The organism is Reichenbachiella faecimaris (assembly GCF_900176375.1).
Classification (GTDB): Bacteria; Bacteroidota; Bacteroidia; order Cytophagales; family Cyclobacteriaceae; genus Reichenbachiella; species Reichenbachiella faecimaris.
This window is the reverse complement of sequence record NZ_FWYF01000002.1, coordinates 143,063-159,695: the sequence shown is the minus strand read 5'-3', so window position 1 is coordinate 159,695 and position 16,633 is coordinate 143,063. Positions and strand designations below refer to the sequence as shown.

Here is a 16,633-nt window from a genome sequence, read left to right as displayed (position 1 = left end):
TCCCGTGGGTCCTGCAGGCCCAATGTCTCCCATGTCACCTTTATCACCCTTATCTCCTTTTGCACCTTTTAGAGAAGCTAAAAACTCCTCTTCAGTACCTTCATTTCCATCTGCTAGCCATAATTCATAGGCGGATTGCCCGTCTTCACCATCTTGGCCATCTGCTCCAGTTTCTCCTTGAGCACCCTGTTCTCCTGTTGCCCCTTGAGGCCCAGTGGCGCCATCTTGGCCATCACTACCATCTGCACCTGCTGGTCCTTGCGGCCCTGTATCTCCTTGTGGTCCTGGGAGTGAACTGCCAGATGTTTCTGCGTAAAGTGCGTAGGGAACACTCAGCATTTGTGTGGTACCTAGTGTTTGGAAACTAGAGCCTCCGTTCGTATCAATAGCTACTTGGATGAAATAGGGGCCTGCACTCCAGTCAATTGCACTGAAAGTACCAGAAATTGTGTTTCCACTGCCTATGTCCATTCCGACCAGCCCATAGCCATTGGTGTTCACCAAATGGGTTTCTGAATAGACTGTGGTGCCAGAGGCACTTCCCTGTAATAGGCTGATTTGAAAATTGACCTCTTGATTGACCATGGGATCTCCTGACCCATCACGAGCAATTGCCTGATATTTGAAGGCATTAGGAGACTGTGCCCAGACAATAGATGTTAAAATAATTAGTAGAAAGCTGAAGGATAGAAACTTCTTCATGGTTACCGAGTTTTGGATAGTTTAAATTTTTTAATGGGCTGCTGGCTCGAGTCTAAAACTTGCAGTGCATAGGCTCCTATGCTCAAGTGACTCACATCAATAATTTTTTGATTTATTCCTGAACTAAAACCTTGATAAACAGTTCTTCCTGCCAGGTCAGCAATAAGGACTTGATAGTTGGAAGCTGCATTGTTGAATTGAATGGTTAGTTGATCCTGAATGGGATTAGGAAAGATCTGAATGTTGACGAAATCTGATTTGACATTTAGTACGTAGGGATCTATTTCTTCCACTTGAACACCAGAGGAAAGCGTGACTTCACTATTAGAAAAAGAGTCTAAAACAGTACCTCCAAGAGTCCAGCTGAGTTGCACGTTGGTACCAGTATAAAAGTCTCCGGCCGAAGCAAAAATGGACGGCGCTAATTCCTGAGCTGAGCAAGGCAGAGCAAACAAAAATAAAAGGGAGAGCAGTAGATTTTTCATGGTCAGACTTTCTGTGTATAGAAATAATTCTTTCCACCGAATAAGTTTCGGTGTCCAACCATTTTTCTGCAATTACCAAAAATAATTAAAAAAAATCTAAATAAAACACAATTAGGAGTATCTTATATAGATTTGATCTATCCTCCAGAGGATTTTAGGTGGTATATAAGTTTTATTTCTTTTGCGATTAATAGGGGCAAAATGATGTAATAACTATATTTAGTTAAATGATTCATTGGGTAAATAACAACCATCATGACAACAGTACTTGTAGTTGACGATTCGAAGTTTCAGAGAGAGACCATCAAAAACATCTTGGAAGAGGGAGGATATGAAGTAATAGGAGAAGCAGCAAATGGTGAAGATGCAATCAAATTGGCTCTGATTCTAAAACCAGAAATAATCACATTGGATAATGTACTTCCGGATATGTTTGGATTAGATGTGATGGATGAGCTGAACGATGTTGATTTCAAAGCCAAAGTAATCATGATTAGTGCCGTAGGTCAGGATATAGCCCAACGCGAAGCCAAAGAAATAGGCATTCTCGAATACATCGTCAAGCCATTTGAAAAGCAAGATCTTTTGGATAAGGTGCTCAAGTTGGCCACGATGTAGTGAGTTTTATAGCATTTGGTTGTTTAAATGACTAAATTAATGCCACCACCAATGATTAGAAGCTATGAATACCCGTTCACTTCTACTTAGTATTGCTTTTTTTATCTTATCAACAGCACTCTGTGCTCAGCAATTAGAGAGGCATATTATTGCAGCAGCTGGTAGTAATAGCACTACAGGCTCCTACACCTTAGGAGAGGTCATAGTAGGATCTACGTCCAATGGGGATTTGGAAATTATTTCAGGTTTTCAGCAGCCATTCCCAGTGGTGGATTCGCCTTTGAATGTTGAAGACATTTCTAAAACAATTAGCGTTTACCCTGTTCCTGCCGAAAATAGGGTCACCATAAATGGACCAACATTCGATCCTGAATTGACAGATATAAGTCTTTTTTCAAGTCAAGGACAAAAAATTAAAATTTCACCTATCCGATCTAAAAACAAAGCCCTATTAGACATAAGTCATTTGCCTGCTGGCAATTATTATTTGACTTTATTGAATGAGGCGAACTCAACCATAGCTAAATACAAAATACTTAAACTTAAATAATACCTCTTAATCCTTACTCCAATGATAAGACGTTATTTCTATATCTTCTCAGCCACCTTGTTTGTACTGTTTACAAGTACCAGGGGTGTCAAAGCCAATATTTATAACCCCTTGCTTGAAGAACTAGCAAGAAACACCAATAGCCCACCAGATGGGTTTAATTATCAGGGTGTACTACGTGATAATAATGGCACGGCACTGGATGAGGCTAATGTAACTATGCGTTTTACCCTTTCTAATTCCGAAGGAGATTTGTTAGTAGAAACCCATAGTGTCACCACCACAGCAGATGGCTTGGTCTCTTTGGTCATTGGGCAAGGCACTAAGACAGGAGGCAGTGCCACATCATTTGCTGATATAGACTGGTCTACAGGAGTTGCTATAAAAGTGGAGGCCAATGCCGGAGATGGCTTTGTGAATTTAGGGACTAATGAATTACAAAGTGTGCCTTATGCCAAATACGCAGAAAATGGCCTGACAGATGTTCAAATTGAAAAACTGGAGGCGCTTGATGAAAATGGAGAACAGAATGTGAATCCAAACTGGGACGAAACGGACAACACGTCTGATGCCTTTATCCAAAACAAGCCGGAAATCCCAAGCGATATCAATGAATTGACGGATGCAGACGGATTGTTAGACGGTAGCACTTTTGATGGCTCCTTTGAAAGCCTGACGGATGTGCCAGCCAACCTGGACGAGGATGCAACTGATGATTTTTCTGGTTCTTTTAATGATCTGACAGATGTTCCAGCTGATTTGGCAGACGGAGATGATGTGAGTGCAGGCGTGTTTTCAAATACTGCTGATGTCATCTTTGCTGGCGATGCAGATGATGACTTTGTTTTTGGGTCAGATCAGCTCACTGATGCAGATGATGCCACCAAGGATGTACGCATGTATTTTAAAAAATCTAATGGTGCCTTCAGGGCAGGTAGAGTTACGGGAACTGCCTGGGACGACCCTGGTGATTTCTCTTTTGCAGCTGGAAGAGCAGTGGTAGCAAGTGGTAGTCTTTCGACTGTAAGCGGAGGTGGGGAAAATTTAGCCACTGGGAATTATTCTACCATAGGAGGAGGAGATTCAAATTCAGCTTCCCAAGATCACGCAACAATTGCAGGAGGTAATAATAATGATGCTTCTAATTATTTTTCTTCTGTAGGCGGAGGTAATAACAATGACGCCAGTGGCTATGCGGCAGCAATTAGTGGAGGGTCTGGCAATGAAGCTTCTGAGTTTGGGACCTTTGTAGGTGGAGGAGTGGACAATGTGGCTTCGAGTCAATATGCGACAGTAACTGGCGGATATAGTAATGCGTCTGAAGGGGATTTTACTGCCATTAGCGGTGGCAAGAACAACATATCTGATGGAAATTACTCTACTATAGGTGGAGGATATGAGAATAGAACATCAGGGGACTTTTCCTTTGTAGGTGGTGGAAAGGGAAATAGAAGTTGGGGAACAAGTGCATCTATTCCTGGGGGACATTATCTGAATGCAAAATCTTTTGCTCAAACAGTAATAGGAACTTATAATACTGACATAGTACCCACTAGTAGCACAGCCTTTGTAAATACAGATCCAATATTTGTGATTGGAAATGGAGCTGACAATGCAAATCTTAGCGATGCTCTAGTAATGCTCAAAAATGGTAATACGACTATAAATGGAGAGCTCACCTTATCGGATGGAGCTAATCCTATTACCTTTCCGAACACTGATGGATCCAGCGGTCAGGTTTTGAGCACTGACGGATCAGGGGCGCTGGGCTGGACTAATGCAGGAGGAGCATTTAGCAATACAGCTAATGTCATCTTTGCTGGTGATGCAGATGATGACTTTGTTTTTGGGTCAGCTCAATTGAGTGATGCAGGAAATGCGGATGAAGACAACCGAGTTTATTTTGACAAATCTAGCGGAAGCTTTAGAGCAGGGTCTGCGAGCTCTACAGAGTGGGATTCGCCAGGCTTATTTTCGTTTGCTGCTGGACGGAATAATACGGCATCTGGTTCTAGATCTACCGTAGGAGGAGGAGAAAGTAATACGGCTGCGGTAAGTTATAGCACGGTGGCTGGAGGTAGGGGCAACGTGGCTTCTCAAAGCTATACGACAATTGGAGGAGGAAGAAATAATGATGCAGAAAATTCTTTTGCATTTGTAGGAGGAGGTGATTCGAATTTTGCTGAAGGCACTGGAACCGCTATAAGTGGTGGGTTAAATAATACAGCTTCTGGAGGTGGGTCTTTTGTTGGGGGTGGACTTGAGAACACGGCCAATGGAGCCTATTCAGTGATAGCTGGTGGTTATCAAAATGTCACTCAAGGAAACTACTCGTTTATAGGAGGTGGCTATTATAATGTAGCTTCTGGCAATCATTCCTCCATTCCTGGGGGAGACAATCTTCTTGCAGAATCATTTGCTGAGACTGTTATAGGTACCTACAATACAGATGTGACACCCAATAGTACTACTACTTTTAATTCAGCTGACAGACTATTTGTCATTGGTAATGGCACTGGCCCATCCAGAAGTGACGCCATGGTAGTGATGAAGAGCGGAAACACAGATGTCAATGGTAGCTTGGTGGCCACAAGCCTGGGAGTAGATGGACAATTTACTTTGCCTACAAGTGATGGAGCAGATGGACAGGTTTTGTCTACAGATGGATCAGGTACTGTCAGTTGGGCAACTATAGTGCCCACCATAGTCACAAGCACGGCCAATGCTGTGACGGTTCCAGATGATGTCAAGGAGTACATTCTTTCACATGACGGATCACAATCTTTTGTCGTCACTATGCCAACTTCAAGTAATGCTGGTGATAAAATCCAGATATCTGTCTCGACTGGCTCTCCTTCAAACGGCGAGGTGTCCTTTAGTGCGGGCTCAGGTTCAGCTACTATATTAAGTACAACTCCCAGTACTTTTGGTGCAACAATGAATTTGACCAACCCCACCATTATTTTTATTTACGATGGTACTACATGGTTGCTGGTCAAAGGAGAATTAAGTGCTGTTTGAAGTGAAATAATTGAAAACGCTATGAGCTAACTTTATTTGCTTGTAATTGTCAGGTTTCTATTTATCTTCTTATTGATTAATTTGAAGCATGGACAAACTACACTTTGTATCTGGATTCCCACGTAGTGGGAGTACATTGCTCTGCAACTTACTCAATATGACAGATGGCTTTTTTGCCACACCTACTTCTCCTACTTTGGATATGGTGCTTCAAATGCGCAAGGTCTTTAGCCACAATGTATCCTACAAAAACATGGATCGTCTGACAGAAGAGGTGAGATTTCAAAGAGGGATGAAAGCTTATCTCCAATCTTATTTTGCAGACCAGCGAGTGGTTTTTGATAAAAACCGGGGTTGGGTCAACAAGCTGCCCATAGTAGATCGGATGATGGAAGATGAGGAGAGTAAAGTGATTTTTTGCTATCGCAATCCAGTAGAAGTTTTTCAGTCTATAGAAAATCAGTATCAGCGAACCATCATGATGGAAAATGTAGATGAGTCGCAAAATACAGCGGGTTTCACCACGCTTTATAATCGGGTGGAAACATTTATAGCAGACAATTTTACTTTGATGTCTACCCCCGTGGCTTTGTTAGAAGATGCACTTACACAGGGTCATGGGCATAGGATACTCATTGTTAGATACGACAAGCTTTGTGCGGAACCTCAGCAGACGTTAAATATGATTCATCAATTTGTGGGTGAGCCGCCACAGCAGTATGATTTCAGTCAACTGAAACAAACCACCTTTGAAAATGATGCTGCCTACAACTATAAGTTTTCGCATAAAATTAGAGAAGGAGAAGTCACCTACAGCCCAACCAAAATCACGTTGCCCAAGGATGCAATAGATCGTATCAACAAAAGGTTTCATTGGATTATAAGTCGTGTCGAGAAATCAGAATAGTCATGGCAGCGATCAACCTTCAAAAAATAGTAGCAGTAAAAGGTCAGCCCGGACTGTTTCATCTGATCAACTATAACTCCAAAGGCTATTTTTTACAGCCATTTGAAGGAGGGGCGACGAGGTTTTTTTCCAATGAAAAAGGAAAAGTATTGGCCGTGGGCAATGTAGATCTAAAACTAAAAGAAGGCTCCATTAATTCACTTCAAATTTTTTTGCAAATGAAGGATACTGAAGTTCCGAGCCAAAACACTTCCAATGATGACATATCGTTTTTTTTCGAGCAATTAATTCCAAATTTGGATGATTCAGTGGCACCCAGTCATTTGGAAAAAGTATGGAAATGGTACCATCTCATTGCTGATCAGTATCAGATGCATGACCTAGTGAATGATGAAGATGATGGGCTGAATATTATCTGATACCCTGGTGTTATTCCTTTTGTCCTAAGACAAATTTCATATCAACGCCTTTAGATCTCCACCAGTACGCCATTATGATTACCGCTCCACATACAGGTTTCATCCAAGCCACTCACATACCTATCGCACTCATCCAACATGGTATTTCGAGTCTCCAGCAGTTGGTCAAGATTTGGATAATCAATATACATATTTGTAGGATTTGATAAAACAATTTATACATTTGTATAAATTGAACTGTTTTTTTTATGAAAGGAACTCAAATTGGTGAATTTGAAGAGGTGGTATTGCTTGTTGTGGGTCTATTATTTCCAAATGCTTATGGCGTCAATGTTCGGCACGAAATCGAATCCCAAATAGGAAGAAAGGTAGTCCTTGGCGCTATTCATTCAGCTTTGAATCGACTGGAAAGTAAAGGGTTTCTCATCTCGAAGCTTGCCGAAGAAACTCACGTACGTGGTGGACGGAGAAAACGACTATTTCAAATTACGGCTAGTGGAAAAAAGGTATTGGAAATCAATCGCAACCTAAGAAATGAACTCTGGAATCAAATCCCAGACATCGCTTGGAAAGGCCTAAACTATGGAGAACTATAGACCTCACTCACCTCCAAAATTGGCGGATAGATTTCTAAAATGGTTCTGTAAAAAGGAACTATTGGAAGAGATCAAAGGAGATCTGCATGAAGTCTATTTTGAAGAGACAAACAAAATGCCTCGATGGCGGGCTTCACTGTTTTACTGGGTGCAGGTGTGCAATTTTTTTCGCCCTTTTGCCATCAATGGTCAAAACTCAAAAAAAACTATCATGATTTTTAGTTATCTAAAGTTCGCGAAACGCAATCTTGTGAAACACAAAACCAGTGCTTTTCTCAATATTCTCTCCTTAGCCATTGGTACAGCCTGTTTTACTTTTATTGCTGCTTATGTCTATTCAGAGCTGATGTACGACAGGTTTCATAAAAACGCAGATCTCATCTATCGTGTGCCGATCGACTTTGTGGATAGCAAAGGCCATAGACTTCCTGATGCTACCACACCGCCTGCATTGGCACCTGCATTAAAGAGAGATTTTCCAGAAGTAGCAGCGGCTGTCAGGCTTTTTCCAGGATGGGGGGAGAATTTCCGTTTTGAAACCGCAGAGGGCAAGCAGTTTTTTGAATCAAAATTTTTAAGAACAGATTCTACATTTTTTGATGTATTTACTTTTCCGTTTTTACATGGAAGCGCTCAGTCGGCATTGAATGCACCTGATCAGATTGTAATTACCAAAAAAGTAGCCCTCAAGTATTTTGGTAAGGATGACGTCATTGGTGAAAAGATTGCCCTCAGAGGCTCGGAAGGTAGAAGCTACCAGGTTTCAGCAGTACTCGAAGACTTGCCAGAAGCGTCTCATTTTCATTTTGATTTTTTGACCAAGATTGACTTTGATGGCCTGGAGCAGCGCTGGGGTTGGTATAACTATTATACCTACATCAAAATGAATAGAGGCGTAGACATGAATGCTTTTGAATCAAAGCTTCAACCATTTTATGAGAGCTATCTGAACGAGGGTGAAGAGTATTATAATATCATTTATACACAGCCACTTACTTCCATTCATTTGCATTCTCATCTGAAGTGGGAATTGGAACCCAATGGAGATATCAATAGCATTTACATTTTTGCCGCCTTGGGGATTTTCGTCCTCTTGGTTTCATGCCTCAATTACGTTAACCTGACCATTTCACAATCTGTGCGTCGTTTTAAGGAGGTGGGCGTGCGAAAAGTATTTGGTGCCAATAAAAGTGGCCTGATAGGACAATTTATGGTTGAGACCATTTTGTTTGCAGCAATTGCTCTTATTTCTGGGTTTATAATCACAGAAATTGCTTTTATACAGTTGGCGCCATTCTTGGGCAAGCAAATCTCTCTTTTGAGTATGGATGGGGCGATTTTTATGTTGGTGGTAGGCATGGTCGTACTGCTGATAGGTTTGATTACAGGAATTTTTCCTGCTCTTCATTTGTCCTCCTTTCAAGTGGTACTGGCCATCAAAGGATTAAGAAGCAGCTCGGGTTCATCTATTAAAAAAATGAGATCCTCACTGTTGATTATTCAGTTTGCCATTTCCGCTTTAATGATATTGGCGGCACTAGTGGTACATCAACAATTGGAATACATGCAAGGCGTGGATAAAGGATTTGACCCAAAGCAGGTATTGGTGATCAAAAATGGCAGGGAAATTGAAAATTATCACACATTAAAAAACGAATTGCTCAACATTCCTGAGGTCCAAAGTGTAGGCAGAGCAAGTGGCGTTTTGGGTCAGCTAAATTGGACAACTAACGTAGGTTATCCTGACCCTTTTTTGATGAATTATTTGGTAATTGATCCTGATTTTATCGAAACACTGGAGTTGGAAGTGATCGCAGGCAGGCCTTTTTCCAAGGAAATAACCACGGATAAAGAAGGCTGGACCCTTATGGTAAATGAAGCAGGGAAAGAAGAACTTGGGTTGGCTGATGACCAAATAGGTGAGTCCATACCACTTACCCAAAGTGAAGATTCAATAATCTATGGGACTGTGGTAGGAGTGATCAAGGATTTTCAGTTTACTGATTTGAAAATGAAAACAAAACCCTTTGCTTTTTTCTATCGCGAAGAGGCTCAAGGTTATATCAATCTGAAAGTCTCAAACAAAAACATCAGCACAACCCTCATGGCCATAGAAGAAGCTTGGGGTAAAGTAGCTGGTGGTGCACCAATTGATTATTTCTTCTTGGACCAGGTGTATGAAGGTCTACTTAAAGAAGAGGATCTTCTCAGCCGATTGATGTTGGGTTTGACCTTACTTTCATTTTTTATAGCGTTTATCGGAATGTTCTCCATTGCCAACATTCGATTAAAAGATAAAACCAAAGAGATAGCTATTCGCAAAGTGCTTGGTTCTTCAGCGTATGCTGTTATACAATTGGTGATTTCCAAATTTTTGTTGCTCGTACTTGCAGCCAATTTGATAAGTCTACCCGTAGCCTATTATTTTGCAAATAGATGGTTGGAAAATTTTAGTTATAGAACTACTCTTGATCTTGATCTGTTTGCCATTTCTTTCATATCTACGCTCTTGGTTGTGCTTGTGGTGGTTGGCGGACAATCTATAAGGGCAGCCTTGGTGAATCCAGTGAAGAACCTGAGGCAAGAGTAGGAGCGAGTATTTTTTCACCTCTTATTCCTAATCATCCTTGTCACCTCCTCTTCCGACACGATACCAATTGGGCCAGAATAAATACCGCCTTCCAGACCAATGTCAATGACCTTGATGGCTATGGTATTTTTGCCCTTCTTGTTTAACAAGCCTTTTGGTATGGGGTAGACTCGCACGGTTTGGTACGAACCACTTTGTCCAAAATCTCTTCCGTCGTCAGTTTCCCCTATTTTTAGACCGTTCAAATAGGTAACATCAAAATCGTCAATTCGCCCAAGGGTCAAATAGTAGTTTTCGCTATCCTTTGGTGAAAAATCCAACTCAAAAGTTTTTCGGTACCAAGCTACACCATCCAGTGATCGGTAACCCTGGTTGTCCCAATAAGATGGAACCAAAATAACATCCCAATTGTCATCATCTAAATCAGGTTCGCTAAAGACTCTCTTGTTCGATTTAGTAAATTTCCAGGGGCCATATAAGTTCTGGAGCAGCTGTTCACTGCCGCCAGAAACATAAATGCCTGGCTCTCCTTTTGCTATGCCTCCATTTTTGTACTCGTCATAGACCTTTACAGCTATTACATTGTCGCCATTGAAATTGATCAGTTCGTTGCCAATAAAATACTCTCGGTTAGAATCGTAGCCAGTTCGGAACCTAGGGGGGAAGTCTCCTGTCTTCCCCACCAATGTGCCATTCAAAAAGGTCTCGTCTACATCATCTATAAACCCCAGCACCAAATAATGGGCTTCATTTCTTTTGAGCATTCTGCCATCAAAGTGGACGCGATACCAGGCAAAGCCATCATAGCCATGAAACCCGTCATTTTCCCAATCTCCTGGTACTTTGATATCGACCCAAGATTTGTCGTCATGCTGGGGGTTTGCCCATCTGTCATTGGTTCCAATCTGAAATTTCCACTGACGTTCTAAGTCAATCACTCTGTAGTGGTCCTTAAAATTGTTAGGGACGACTTTCTCATGGCCGTCAAAAAAATTATTGAATATCAACTCCCAAAAACCAGGTTCCTTTTCTCTTTTACCATCAGATTGAGCTGAAGTATATGGCGCCCAAACCAAAGCAATTAGAAAAATACACCATGCGATTTTTGTACTGTTACTCATCATTTTTTAGCGTTTTTAGCAATGATCATATCGTCAGAACTAAAATCTGACTGGTTCTTTTTCTTTTTGGATTTGATGTGCAAGGTAGCTGTGCTGTCTCGCATATCAATGACAAATCCATAGCTTCGCATCATGTGTGTGCCTATAATTGCAGTAATGCGTTTGCCAGTTCGAAGTTGGATAGATTTGGCTACAGTAGATAGATCAAAGGCATAAGTTGGTCCCTTCAATTTTACGTGGCCAAACCTTAGTTCGGCGTTTGAGGTTTCGCTCAGCCCATTATTTGTGGATCCAAGGCCAGATACATTTATTCTGTCATCATTGGAATGACTGACAAAGAAGTCGTATTTCTGTTTGGCACCACTATCTAGGATGGTATATTCAGATCCAGTATCTAGTAGCACCCATGTTTTTTTGTCGTTTAGTGTCATTTGAATGATCGGTTTTCCTCGATACTTTGCTTCTACAGTTTCTAATTCTTGTGCTCGGGTGAAGTTGTTGACCAGCGCCACTAGCGAGACGATTACAATAAATTTTTTCATGGTTTTGAGTTTTATGTTATTGAATAATTCAAAATAACACCCACTCATGTTACCGTGTGTCACCCTTGGGTAAACAGATGTCACAAGTTGTCAAAACCTTAAAATCCAACCATTTTATACCCCATGCCATGCACGGTCAATATGATCTTGGGTTCGTTCGGGTTGATTTCTATTTTTTGACGAAGCCTCAGGATAAAGTTGTCAACCGTTCTGGTCGTAGGGAATTCGTCGTACTTCCAGATATTCTTTAGTAGTTCGTCTCTGCTCACTATCTCCTGCTGATGGTTTTTCAAAAATTTGAGTACTTCAAATTCTCTATGAGACAATTTGATTTCTTGGTGATCCTTTTTGGCAATGAAATTCTTGAAATCTACTTCCATCAGCCCTATGGTTTCAAACTGCTGAGGTGAAGAAGAATGGCTGTCCTGAGTTCTTCTCAATACCGCCTTGACTCTGGCAAGCAATTCTCGAAGACTAAATGGTTTGGTGATGTAATCATCAGCCCCCAACTCCAGGCCGAGGACACGGTCTATCTCTTCTCCTTTGGCTGTCAGTAAAATCACTGGCAATTTGTGACCTTCCATTCTCAATTTTTTACAAACATCAAAACCAGATATTTCAGGCATCATGACGTCCAAAATCAGCAAATCGTATGACTGCTCCGCTATTTTTTTTAGCGCGACCTTTCCGTCTTCTGCCATATCTACCTGATAACCTTCAAAAAGCAGATTATCTGCCAGCCCTTCCCGCATGGCGGGCTCATCATCAACTACTAGTATTTTATTCATCTTTAGATTTGATTAAGGGGAATTTGAGCGTAAATGTACTGCCCAAGTTTAGGCGAGATTCTACCACCACTTCTCCTTGATGTGACTCCATAATATGCTTGACCAGACTTAGCCCTAGGCCAGTACCCTTGGTTTTTTGTGTTAAGGCGCTTTCTACTCGATAGAACTTGTCAAAAATATGTTTCTGTGTACTTTTTGAAATGCCAATGCCCTGGTCTTTGATACTGCAACAGGCGAAACCACTGACGATAAATGTGGTAATGAAAATCTCCTGTTGACCATTTCCATATTTAATGGCATTTTCGATCAAATTGGACATGGCTTCATCAAACGCCTGCTCATCTACGGAGACAGGAAGCGATTGGTCTGATAATGTCAATTGGCAATTGATTTTCTTTTCGACAAAGTAATGACCATAACTTTCGTGCAATGATTTAATTAAATGATTCAAGTTTTTTTCCTCCATGCGATAGGTCTTTCTATTACCTTCTATTCTGGAAAAGTCCAAAATGTTGTTGACCAAAAAAGTCAATCTACCAGACTCATGATGGATCGTTTGGTAATAATGGTTTTTCTTTTCTTCAGAGGTGAGTCGGCCGAGCATGAGTGTTTCGGCATACATGCGAATCAGAGATAAGGGTGTTCGGATTTCATGAGATACGTTGGAAACAAAATCTGATTTGAGTTGTGCAATTTTAAGCGCATTCCTGATATTTCTAATCATCAAGTAAGTGCCAATAGACACGGCAAAAAGGGAAAAAATTAAAAAGTATAAATTCTCCTGTGACCTGGCCTTGATCAGTTCTGTATAACTTTTCCCTTTAGACTGAATAAATAGGTAGGTATTGGGCAAGAGCCAAAGTTTGTTTTTGACAGAGTTTTTTTTCGGCTCATAAGCTGTGGTACGATACAGCATATCCTGTGCGCTTTGGCTTGGTGGCCAGTGGTCGACAGCAATAGAGAATTCCTCGTGATTGATTTCTTGCATTCTGGGGCCAAGAATCTGTTCGATCCAAAATTTTCGCTCTACAATCAATAGTGCGTTGTACAACACAGAGTCTTGGTCATAAACCATAATGGTAAAGCCCGTTTGATCTGGCCTCAGCCCATCTAGAGGAGTCCAGTCGTCTGCTGATTGAATTTTCTGGAAACCAGCGTCCAAGTATTGGGACAGTCTATTCAGCACGGAATCCTTTTTTGAATACCAATGATCTATACCCGTTTGTGTACTTGCATTGATGGTCACATAGTCATTGCCGTAGATACTATCTACTTGTGTCTCCATATTTTTTAGCACCAGCATTTGAATGGATTCGTTGCCTAGGATCAGCATATTGGCATTTTTAGCCAAAGGATGTTGGTGGTCAGCCAACTGCCGCACCCATCTGCCCATCATGTCGTCCGCATATTGGTTGAGAGAAAACAGCACGGCCTCCATTTGTTTCTCATAGGCCGTTGCGGCCATTTTTTCATCCTCGTCTAGTGATCGGACCTGGAGGAAAGTGTAGATTAAAAAAGGCGCGACAATAAGAATAAGTATCAGGAAAAGTGCTCGAACTTCCTTAGTCATGATGAATTTGAGTTTGCCAGGCTAAAAATAATGCTTTTGCAAAACCTAAACGAGACATTGACGGAATGGATAATTTCTGCTATTCATTTCTCAATGTATCTGCCGGGTTGGCCTTTGCCCCTCTGTAGATGGTAATGCTTGTGGTGGTGATGCCTATAATGAATATAGCTAAGGCGCTTAGCGCGACTGGGATCAACTGGATGGGAATGTGAAAGGCATAGATCAAATCCAAAATCCAAGTCGCGCCATAATAGCCACCTACACTGCCGAGTATACCAGCTGTCACTAAAATGATTACAAATTCTTTATTGAGAAGGAAAAGGATGTTTTGCATAGTAGCACCCAGCGCCTTTCTGATTCCCAGCTCTTTGGTACGTCGTGCAATATTCAATGACGCCAACGAATAGATACCCGAAGCAGAAAGTAACCCGCCGAGTATGGTGAGAAATAAAAATATTTTTTTCAGATTACCATTGGTCTGGTTGCTTTCTGCGAGTACCACATCTTCTTGAAATCGACTAGAATAGGGTTGAGTGGGGTACATTCTTTTCCATTCTTGCTCCAGGTAATCATTGATGGTACTGAGATGTTCAGCTTCTGCTCTCACAATCATATTTCTCCATCTCTCGCCTACAGTAGCATAGAAAATATATGGCTCTGGTTCTTTGGATCTAAAGACGTTATCCACAAAATCTTCAATTACACCCACGATCTTTTTCTTCTGTTCCCTGATGGTCACGTATTGCCCTATAGGGTCTCCCTGAATGTTTAGAGTCTTTAAAAATTGTCGGCTGACTACAGCTGCTTCGTTGAAGTCATTCGTTTTGAAGTAGTCTATTGAGCGGCCTTGAATAAAGTCGAAATTCATGGTTTCAAAATAGTTTTCCCCGAATTCTAAATGTCTGACTTCGATTTCCTGACCTTCAAAAGAAATGGGGTTTGGGTAAGTACTAAATCCTATTTGATGCTCTGTGGAGCCTACTTCCAAAACCCTTGGGTTCAACCGTGCCTTGGCAGCCAATGCCTGATATTCTTTTTCGCTTTTAATATCAATCAACATCAATTGATCTTTTTTATAGCCAAAATCAATTTGCTCCTGAAACCTGGCATTTTGTATAAATACAATTCCTCCAATGAGCACAATTACAGAGATGGCAAACTGGATAGAAACCAATGATCGAGTCAAAAGGTTGGTGCCTTTCACCTGTACCTTTCCTTTGAGTAGCGAAATAGTATTTAGCTTAGAGCTAAATAGCGCAGGGTATATGCCAGCCAAAAGTGCTGTGATCAATACTAATAACAGCAGGGTGATGACTAGGTTGGTTCCACTCAAATCCGAGATGCCGTAGGGCAATTCCCACATGGCCGTAAACTCAGGGACAATGATGGTGGATAGGATGTATCCAGCCAACAAGGCAAGGAAAGCCACTATCACAGTCTCCAGCATGAACTGAGAAATAATTTGTCTCTTGTTAGCCCCTAGGGATTTTCTTACGCCAATTTCTTTGAGTCGATTAGCCACCATAGCTATGGAAGTATTGGTCAGATTGAAACAGGCAATCAGCATGATCATAACGGCCAGAATAATAAAAATAAGGAGAGGCTCTATAGGAATAGGGCTATTTACATAACTCCAGGTAAGGACAGTTGGATCAATGGTTGATTTGAAGGGTTCAAGGCTTACACGTTCGACAACCTGCTCTTTGAATGCTTCATTTCGTCTGGGCAGATACTTCTCAAAGTAGCCTGCAATTTCGTCAGCCTTTGCTGGATCTTCCAGCTCGAAAAAGGTCGCAGGAGCATTCCAGTCGCCCCAAGCAGGTTGATCCAAAGCTCTCATTTCTTCAAAGTGCTCGAAACGCATCACCATGGGCAAATAGATAGAGCTGTTGACTGGTACCTTGGCCAATACACCACCTACAGTTACTTTTTTGACAACACCCCTGGCGAAACTCATGGTAAGGACTTTGCCTATAGGGTCTTCATTTCCAAAATACTTTTCTGCAATCCTTTCACTAAGAAAAATACTGTGCAAACTTTTGAATGCCTTGTGATTGCCAGCCACCAATGGAAAGTCGAAAAAGTCGAATAAGGTGCTGTCAGCATAGGTTACAAATTCACCAAATGTATTGTTGATGTTGGTAGCTTCGTTGATATAGCTCACACTGGCTCCACCACCCTGGCTCCCAGCATACCTCAGGTATCTTTTGATGCCTGTGATGTCAGCTGTCGCCATGGGGCCTACAGGTGACGGAGTGCTCACAGCTTGTCTAAAATCAGAACCATTGATAACCACATGCGAATGCACACGAAAAATATGGCTGACTTTATCTTCATCATGAAAGTCATCAAATTCAATATTGAAGGCGATGAGGATATAGGCTGTCAGACAACAAGCCATGGCAATGCCGAGCCCCAAGGTATTGATGATCACGTAATTTTTGTTTTTAGCCAGATTGCGAATGGCGATGAGTAGATAGTTTTTGATCATGGTGTTTAGAGTTTTGTCAAAGGTGGATCGAATTTTTTGGAGACCAATTCATATAATTTCATTCCTTGTCTGAGAATGTCATAGTTTGTCACCATTCGATGGAATAATGCGAATTCATTCTAAAAAGACTTATGAAAGAAGGGATAGTCACCTTTTTTAGAGAGAAAGTTGAGGCATAGGGAATTAATTAGAAACTTGTAATAATCAACCAGGAGAAGAAGCTGGGCTTGTAT

Annotated in this window: 14 protein-coding genes and 1 pseudogene; 7 read left to right on the top strand and 8 right to left on the bottom strand. The window is 41.4% G+C overall.

Annotated features, from left to right (window positions below; genetic code table 11):
- Nucleotides 1–702, bottom strand: a pseudogene (locus B9A58_RS08475) (collagen-like protein); the annotation flags it as partial.
- Between the two features lie 2 nt (nucleotides 703–704).
- Nucleotides 705–1,187 carry a T9SS type A sorting domain-containing protein gene (locus B9A58_RS08470; RefSeq protein WP_084372297.1) on the bottom strand — a complete coding sequence of 161 codons (483 nt, stop codon included), beginning with the start codon at nucleotides 1,185–1,187 and terminating at the stop codon, nucleotides 705–707.
- A gap of 255 nt (nucleotides 1,188–1,442) precedes the next feature.
- Here B9A58_RS08470 and B9A58_RS08465 point away from each other — a divergent pair, with 255 nt between their 5' ends.
- The 5 genes from B9A58_RS08465 (at nucleotide 1,443) to B9A58_RS08445 (ending at nucleotide 6,702) form a co-directional block, all read left to right on the top strand.
- Nucleotides 1,443–1,805 carry a response regulator gene (locus B9A58_RS08465; protein WP_084372295.1) on the top strand — a complete coding sequence of 121 codons (363 nt, stop codon included), beginning with the start codon at nucleotides 1,443–1,445 and terminating at the stop codon, nucleotides 1,803–1,805.
- A 64-nt stretch (nucleotides 1,806–1,869) separates the two neighbouring features.
- Nucleotides 1,870–2,355 (top strand): T9SS type A sorting domain-containing protein, encoded by a 486-nt coding sequence (locus tag B9A58_RS08460; protein ID WP_084372293.1) that lies wholly within the window; start codon nucleotides 1,870–1,872, stop codon nucleotides 2,353–2,355.
- Between the two features lie 21 nt (nucleotides 2,356–2,376).
- Nucleotides 2,377–5,376: a hypothetical protein gene (locus tag B9A58_RS08455; RefSeq protein WP_084372291.1), complete on the top strand. Its 3,000-nt coding sequence runs from the start codon at nucleotides 2,377–2,379 to the stop codon at nucleotides 5,374–5,376.
- Nucleotides 5,377–5,464: 88 nt separating this feature from the next.
- Nucleotides 5,465–6,283, top strand: coding sequence for a sulfotransferase domain-containing protein (locus B9A58_RS08450; RefSeq protein ID WP_084372289.1), 819 nt, complete (start codon nucleotides 5,465–5,467; stop codon nucleotides 6,281–6,283).
- Nucleotides 6,284–6,285: 2 nt separating this feature from the next.
- A complete protein-coding gene (locus B9A58_RS08445; protein ID WP_084372287.1) occupies nucleotides 6,286–6,702 on the top strand; it encodes a hypothetical protein in 417 nt (138 codons plus the stop codon).
- A gap of 50 nt (nucleotides 6,703–6,752) precedes the next feature.
- Here the strand turns inward: B9A58_RS08445 and B9A58_RS20360 are convergent, their stop codons facing one another.
- The gene (locus tag B9A58_RS20360) at nucleotides 6,753–6,893 is read right to left on the bottom strand and encodes a hypothetical protein (protein WP_176214727.1); all 141 of its coding nucleotides are present in this window, start codon (nucleotides 6,891–6,893) and stop codon (nucleotides 6,753–6,755) included.
- A gap of 57 nt (nucleotides 6,894–6,950) precedes the next feature.
- Between B9A58_RS20360 and B9A58_RS08440 the strand changes: the two genes are divergently transcribed.
- Both B9A58_RS08440 and B9A58_RS08435 read left to right on the top strand, forming a co-directional pair.
- Entirely contained in the window at nucleotides 6,951–7,298 is a 348-nt protein-coding gene (locus B9A58_RS08440; protein ID WP_084372284.1) for a PadR family transcriptional regulator, read from the top strand.
- A complete protein-coding gene (locus B9A58_RS08435; protein ID WP_084372282.1) occupies nucleotides 7,285–9,888 on the top strand; it encodes an ABC transporter permease in 2,604 nt (867 codons plus the stop codon). Before B9A58_RS08440 ends, B9A58_RS08435 begins: the two co-directional genes overlap by 14 nt.
- Nucleotides 9,889–9,902: 14 nt before the next feature.
- Here B9A58_RS08435 and B9A58_RS08430 read toward each other — a convergent pair whose 3' ends face one another.
- From B9A58_RS08430 to B9A58_RS08410, 5 genes are all read right to left on the bottom strand, one after another.
- Nucleotides 9,903–11,012: a beta galactosidase jelly roll domain-containing protein gene (locus tag B9A58_RS08430; protein ID WP_084372280.1), complete on the bottom strand. Its 1,110-nt coding sequence runs from the start codon at nucleotides 11,010–11,012 to the stop codon at nucleotides 9,903–9,905.
- Nucleotides 11,009–11,551 (bottom strand): aspartyl protease family protein, encoded by a 543-nt coding sequence (locus B9A58_RS08425; RefSeq protein ID WP_176214726.1) that lies wholly within the window; start codon nucleotides 11,549–11,551, stop codon nucleotides 11,009–11,011. Before B9A58_RS08425 ends, B9A58_RS08430 begins: the two co-directional genes overlap by 4 nt.
- A gap of 98 nt (nucleotides 11,552–11,649) precedes the next feature.
- Nucleotides 11,650–12,339: a response regulator transcription factor gene (locus B9A58_RS08420; RefSeq protein ID WP_084372277.1), complete on the bottom strand. Its 690-nt coding sequence runs from the start codon at nucleotides 12,337–12,339 to the stop codon at nucleotides 11,650–11,652.
- On the bottom strand, nucleotides 12,332–13,909 hold the full coding sequence (locus B9A58_RS08415) for a sensor histidine kinase (protein WP_084372275.1): 1,578 nt from the start codon (nucleotides 13,907–13,909) through the stop codon (nucleotides 12,332–12,334). The genes B9A58_RS08420 and B9A58_RS08415 overlap by 8 nt, the downstream gene beginning before the upstream one ends.
- 79 nt (nucleotides 13,910–13,988) lie before the next feature.
- Nucleotides 13,989–16,400, bottom strand: coding sequence for an ABC transporter permease (locus tag B9A58_RS08410; protein WP_084372273.1), 2,412 nt, complete (start codon nucleotides 16,398–16,400; stop codon nucleotides 13,989–13,991).
- Nucleotides 16,401–16,633 lie beyond the last annotated feature (233 nt).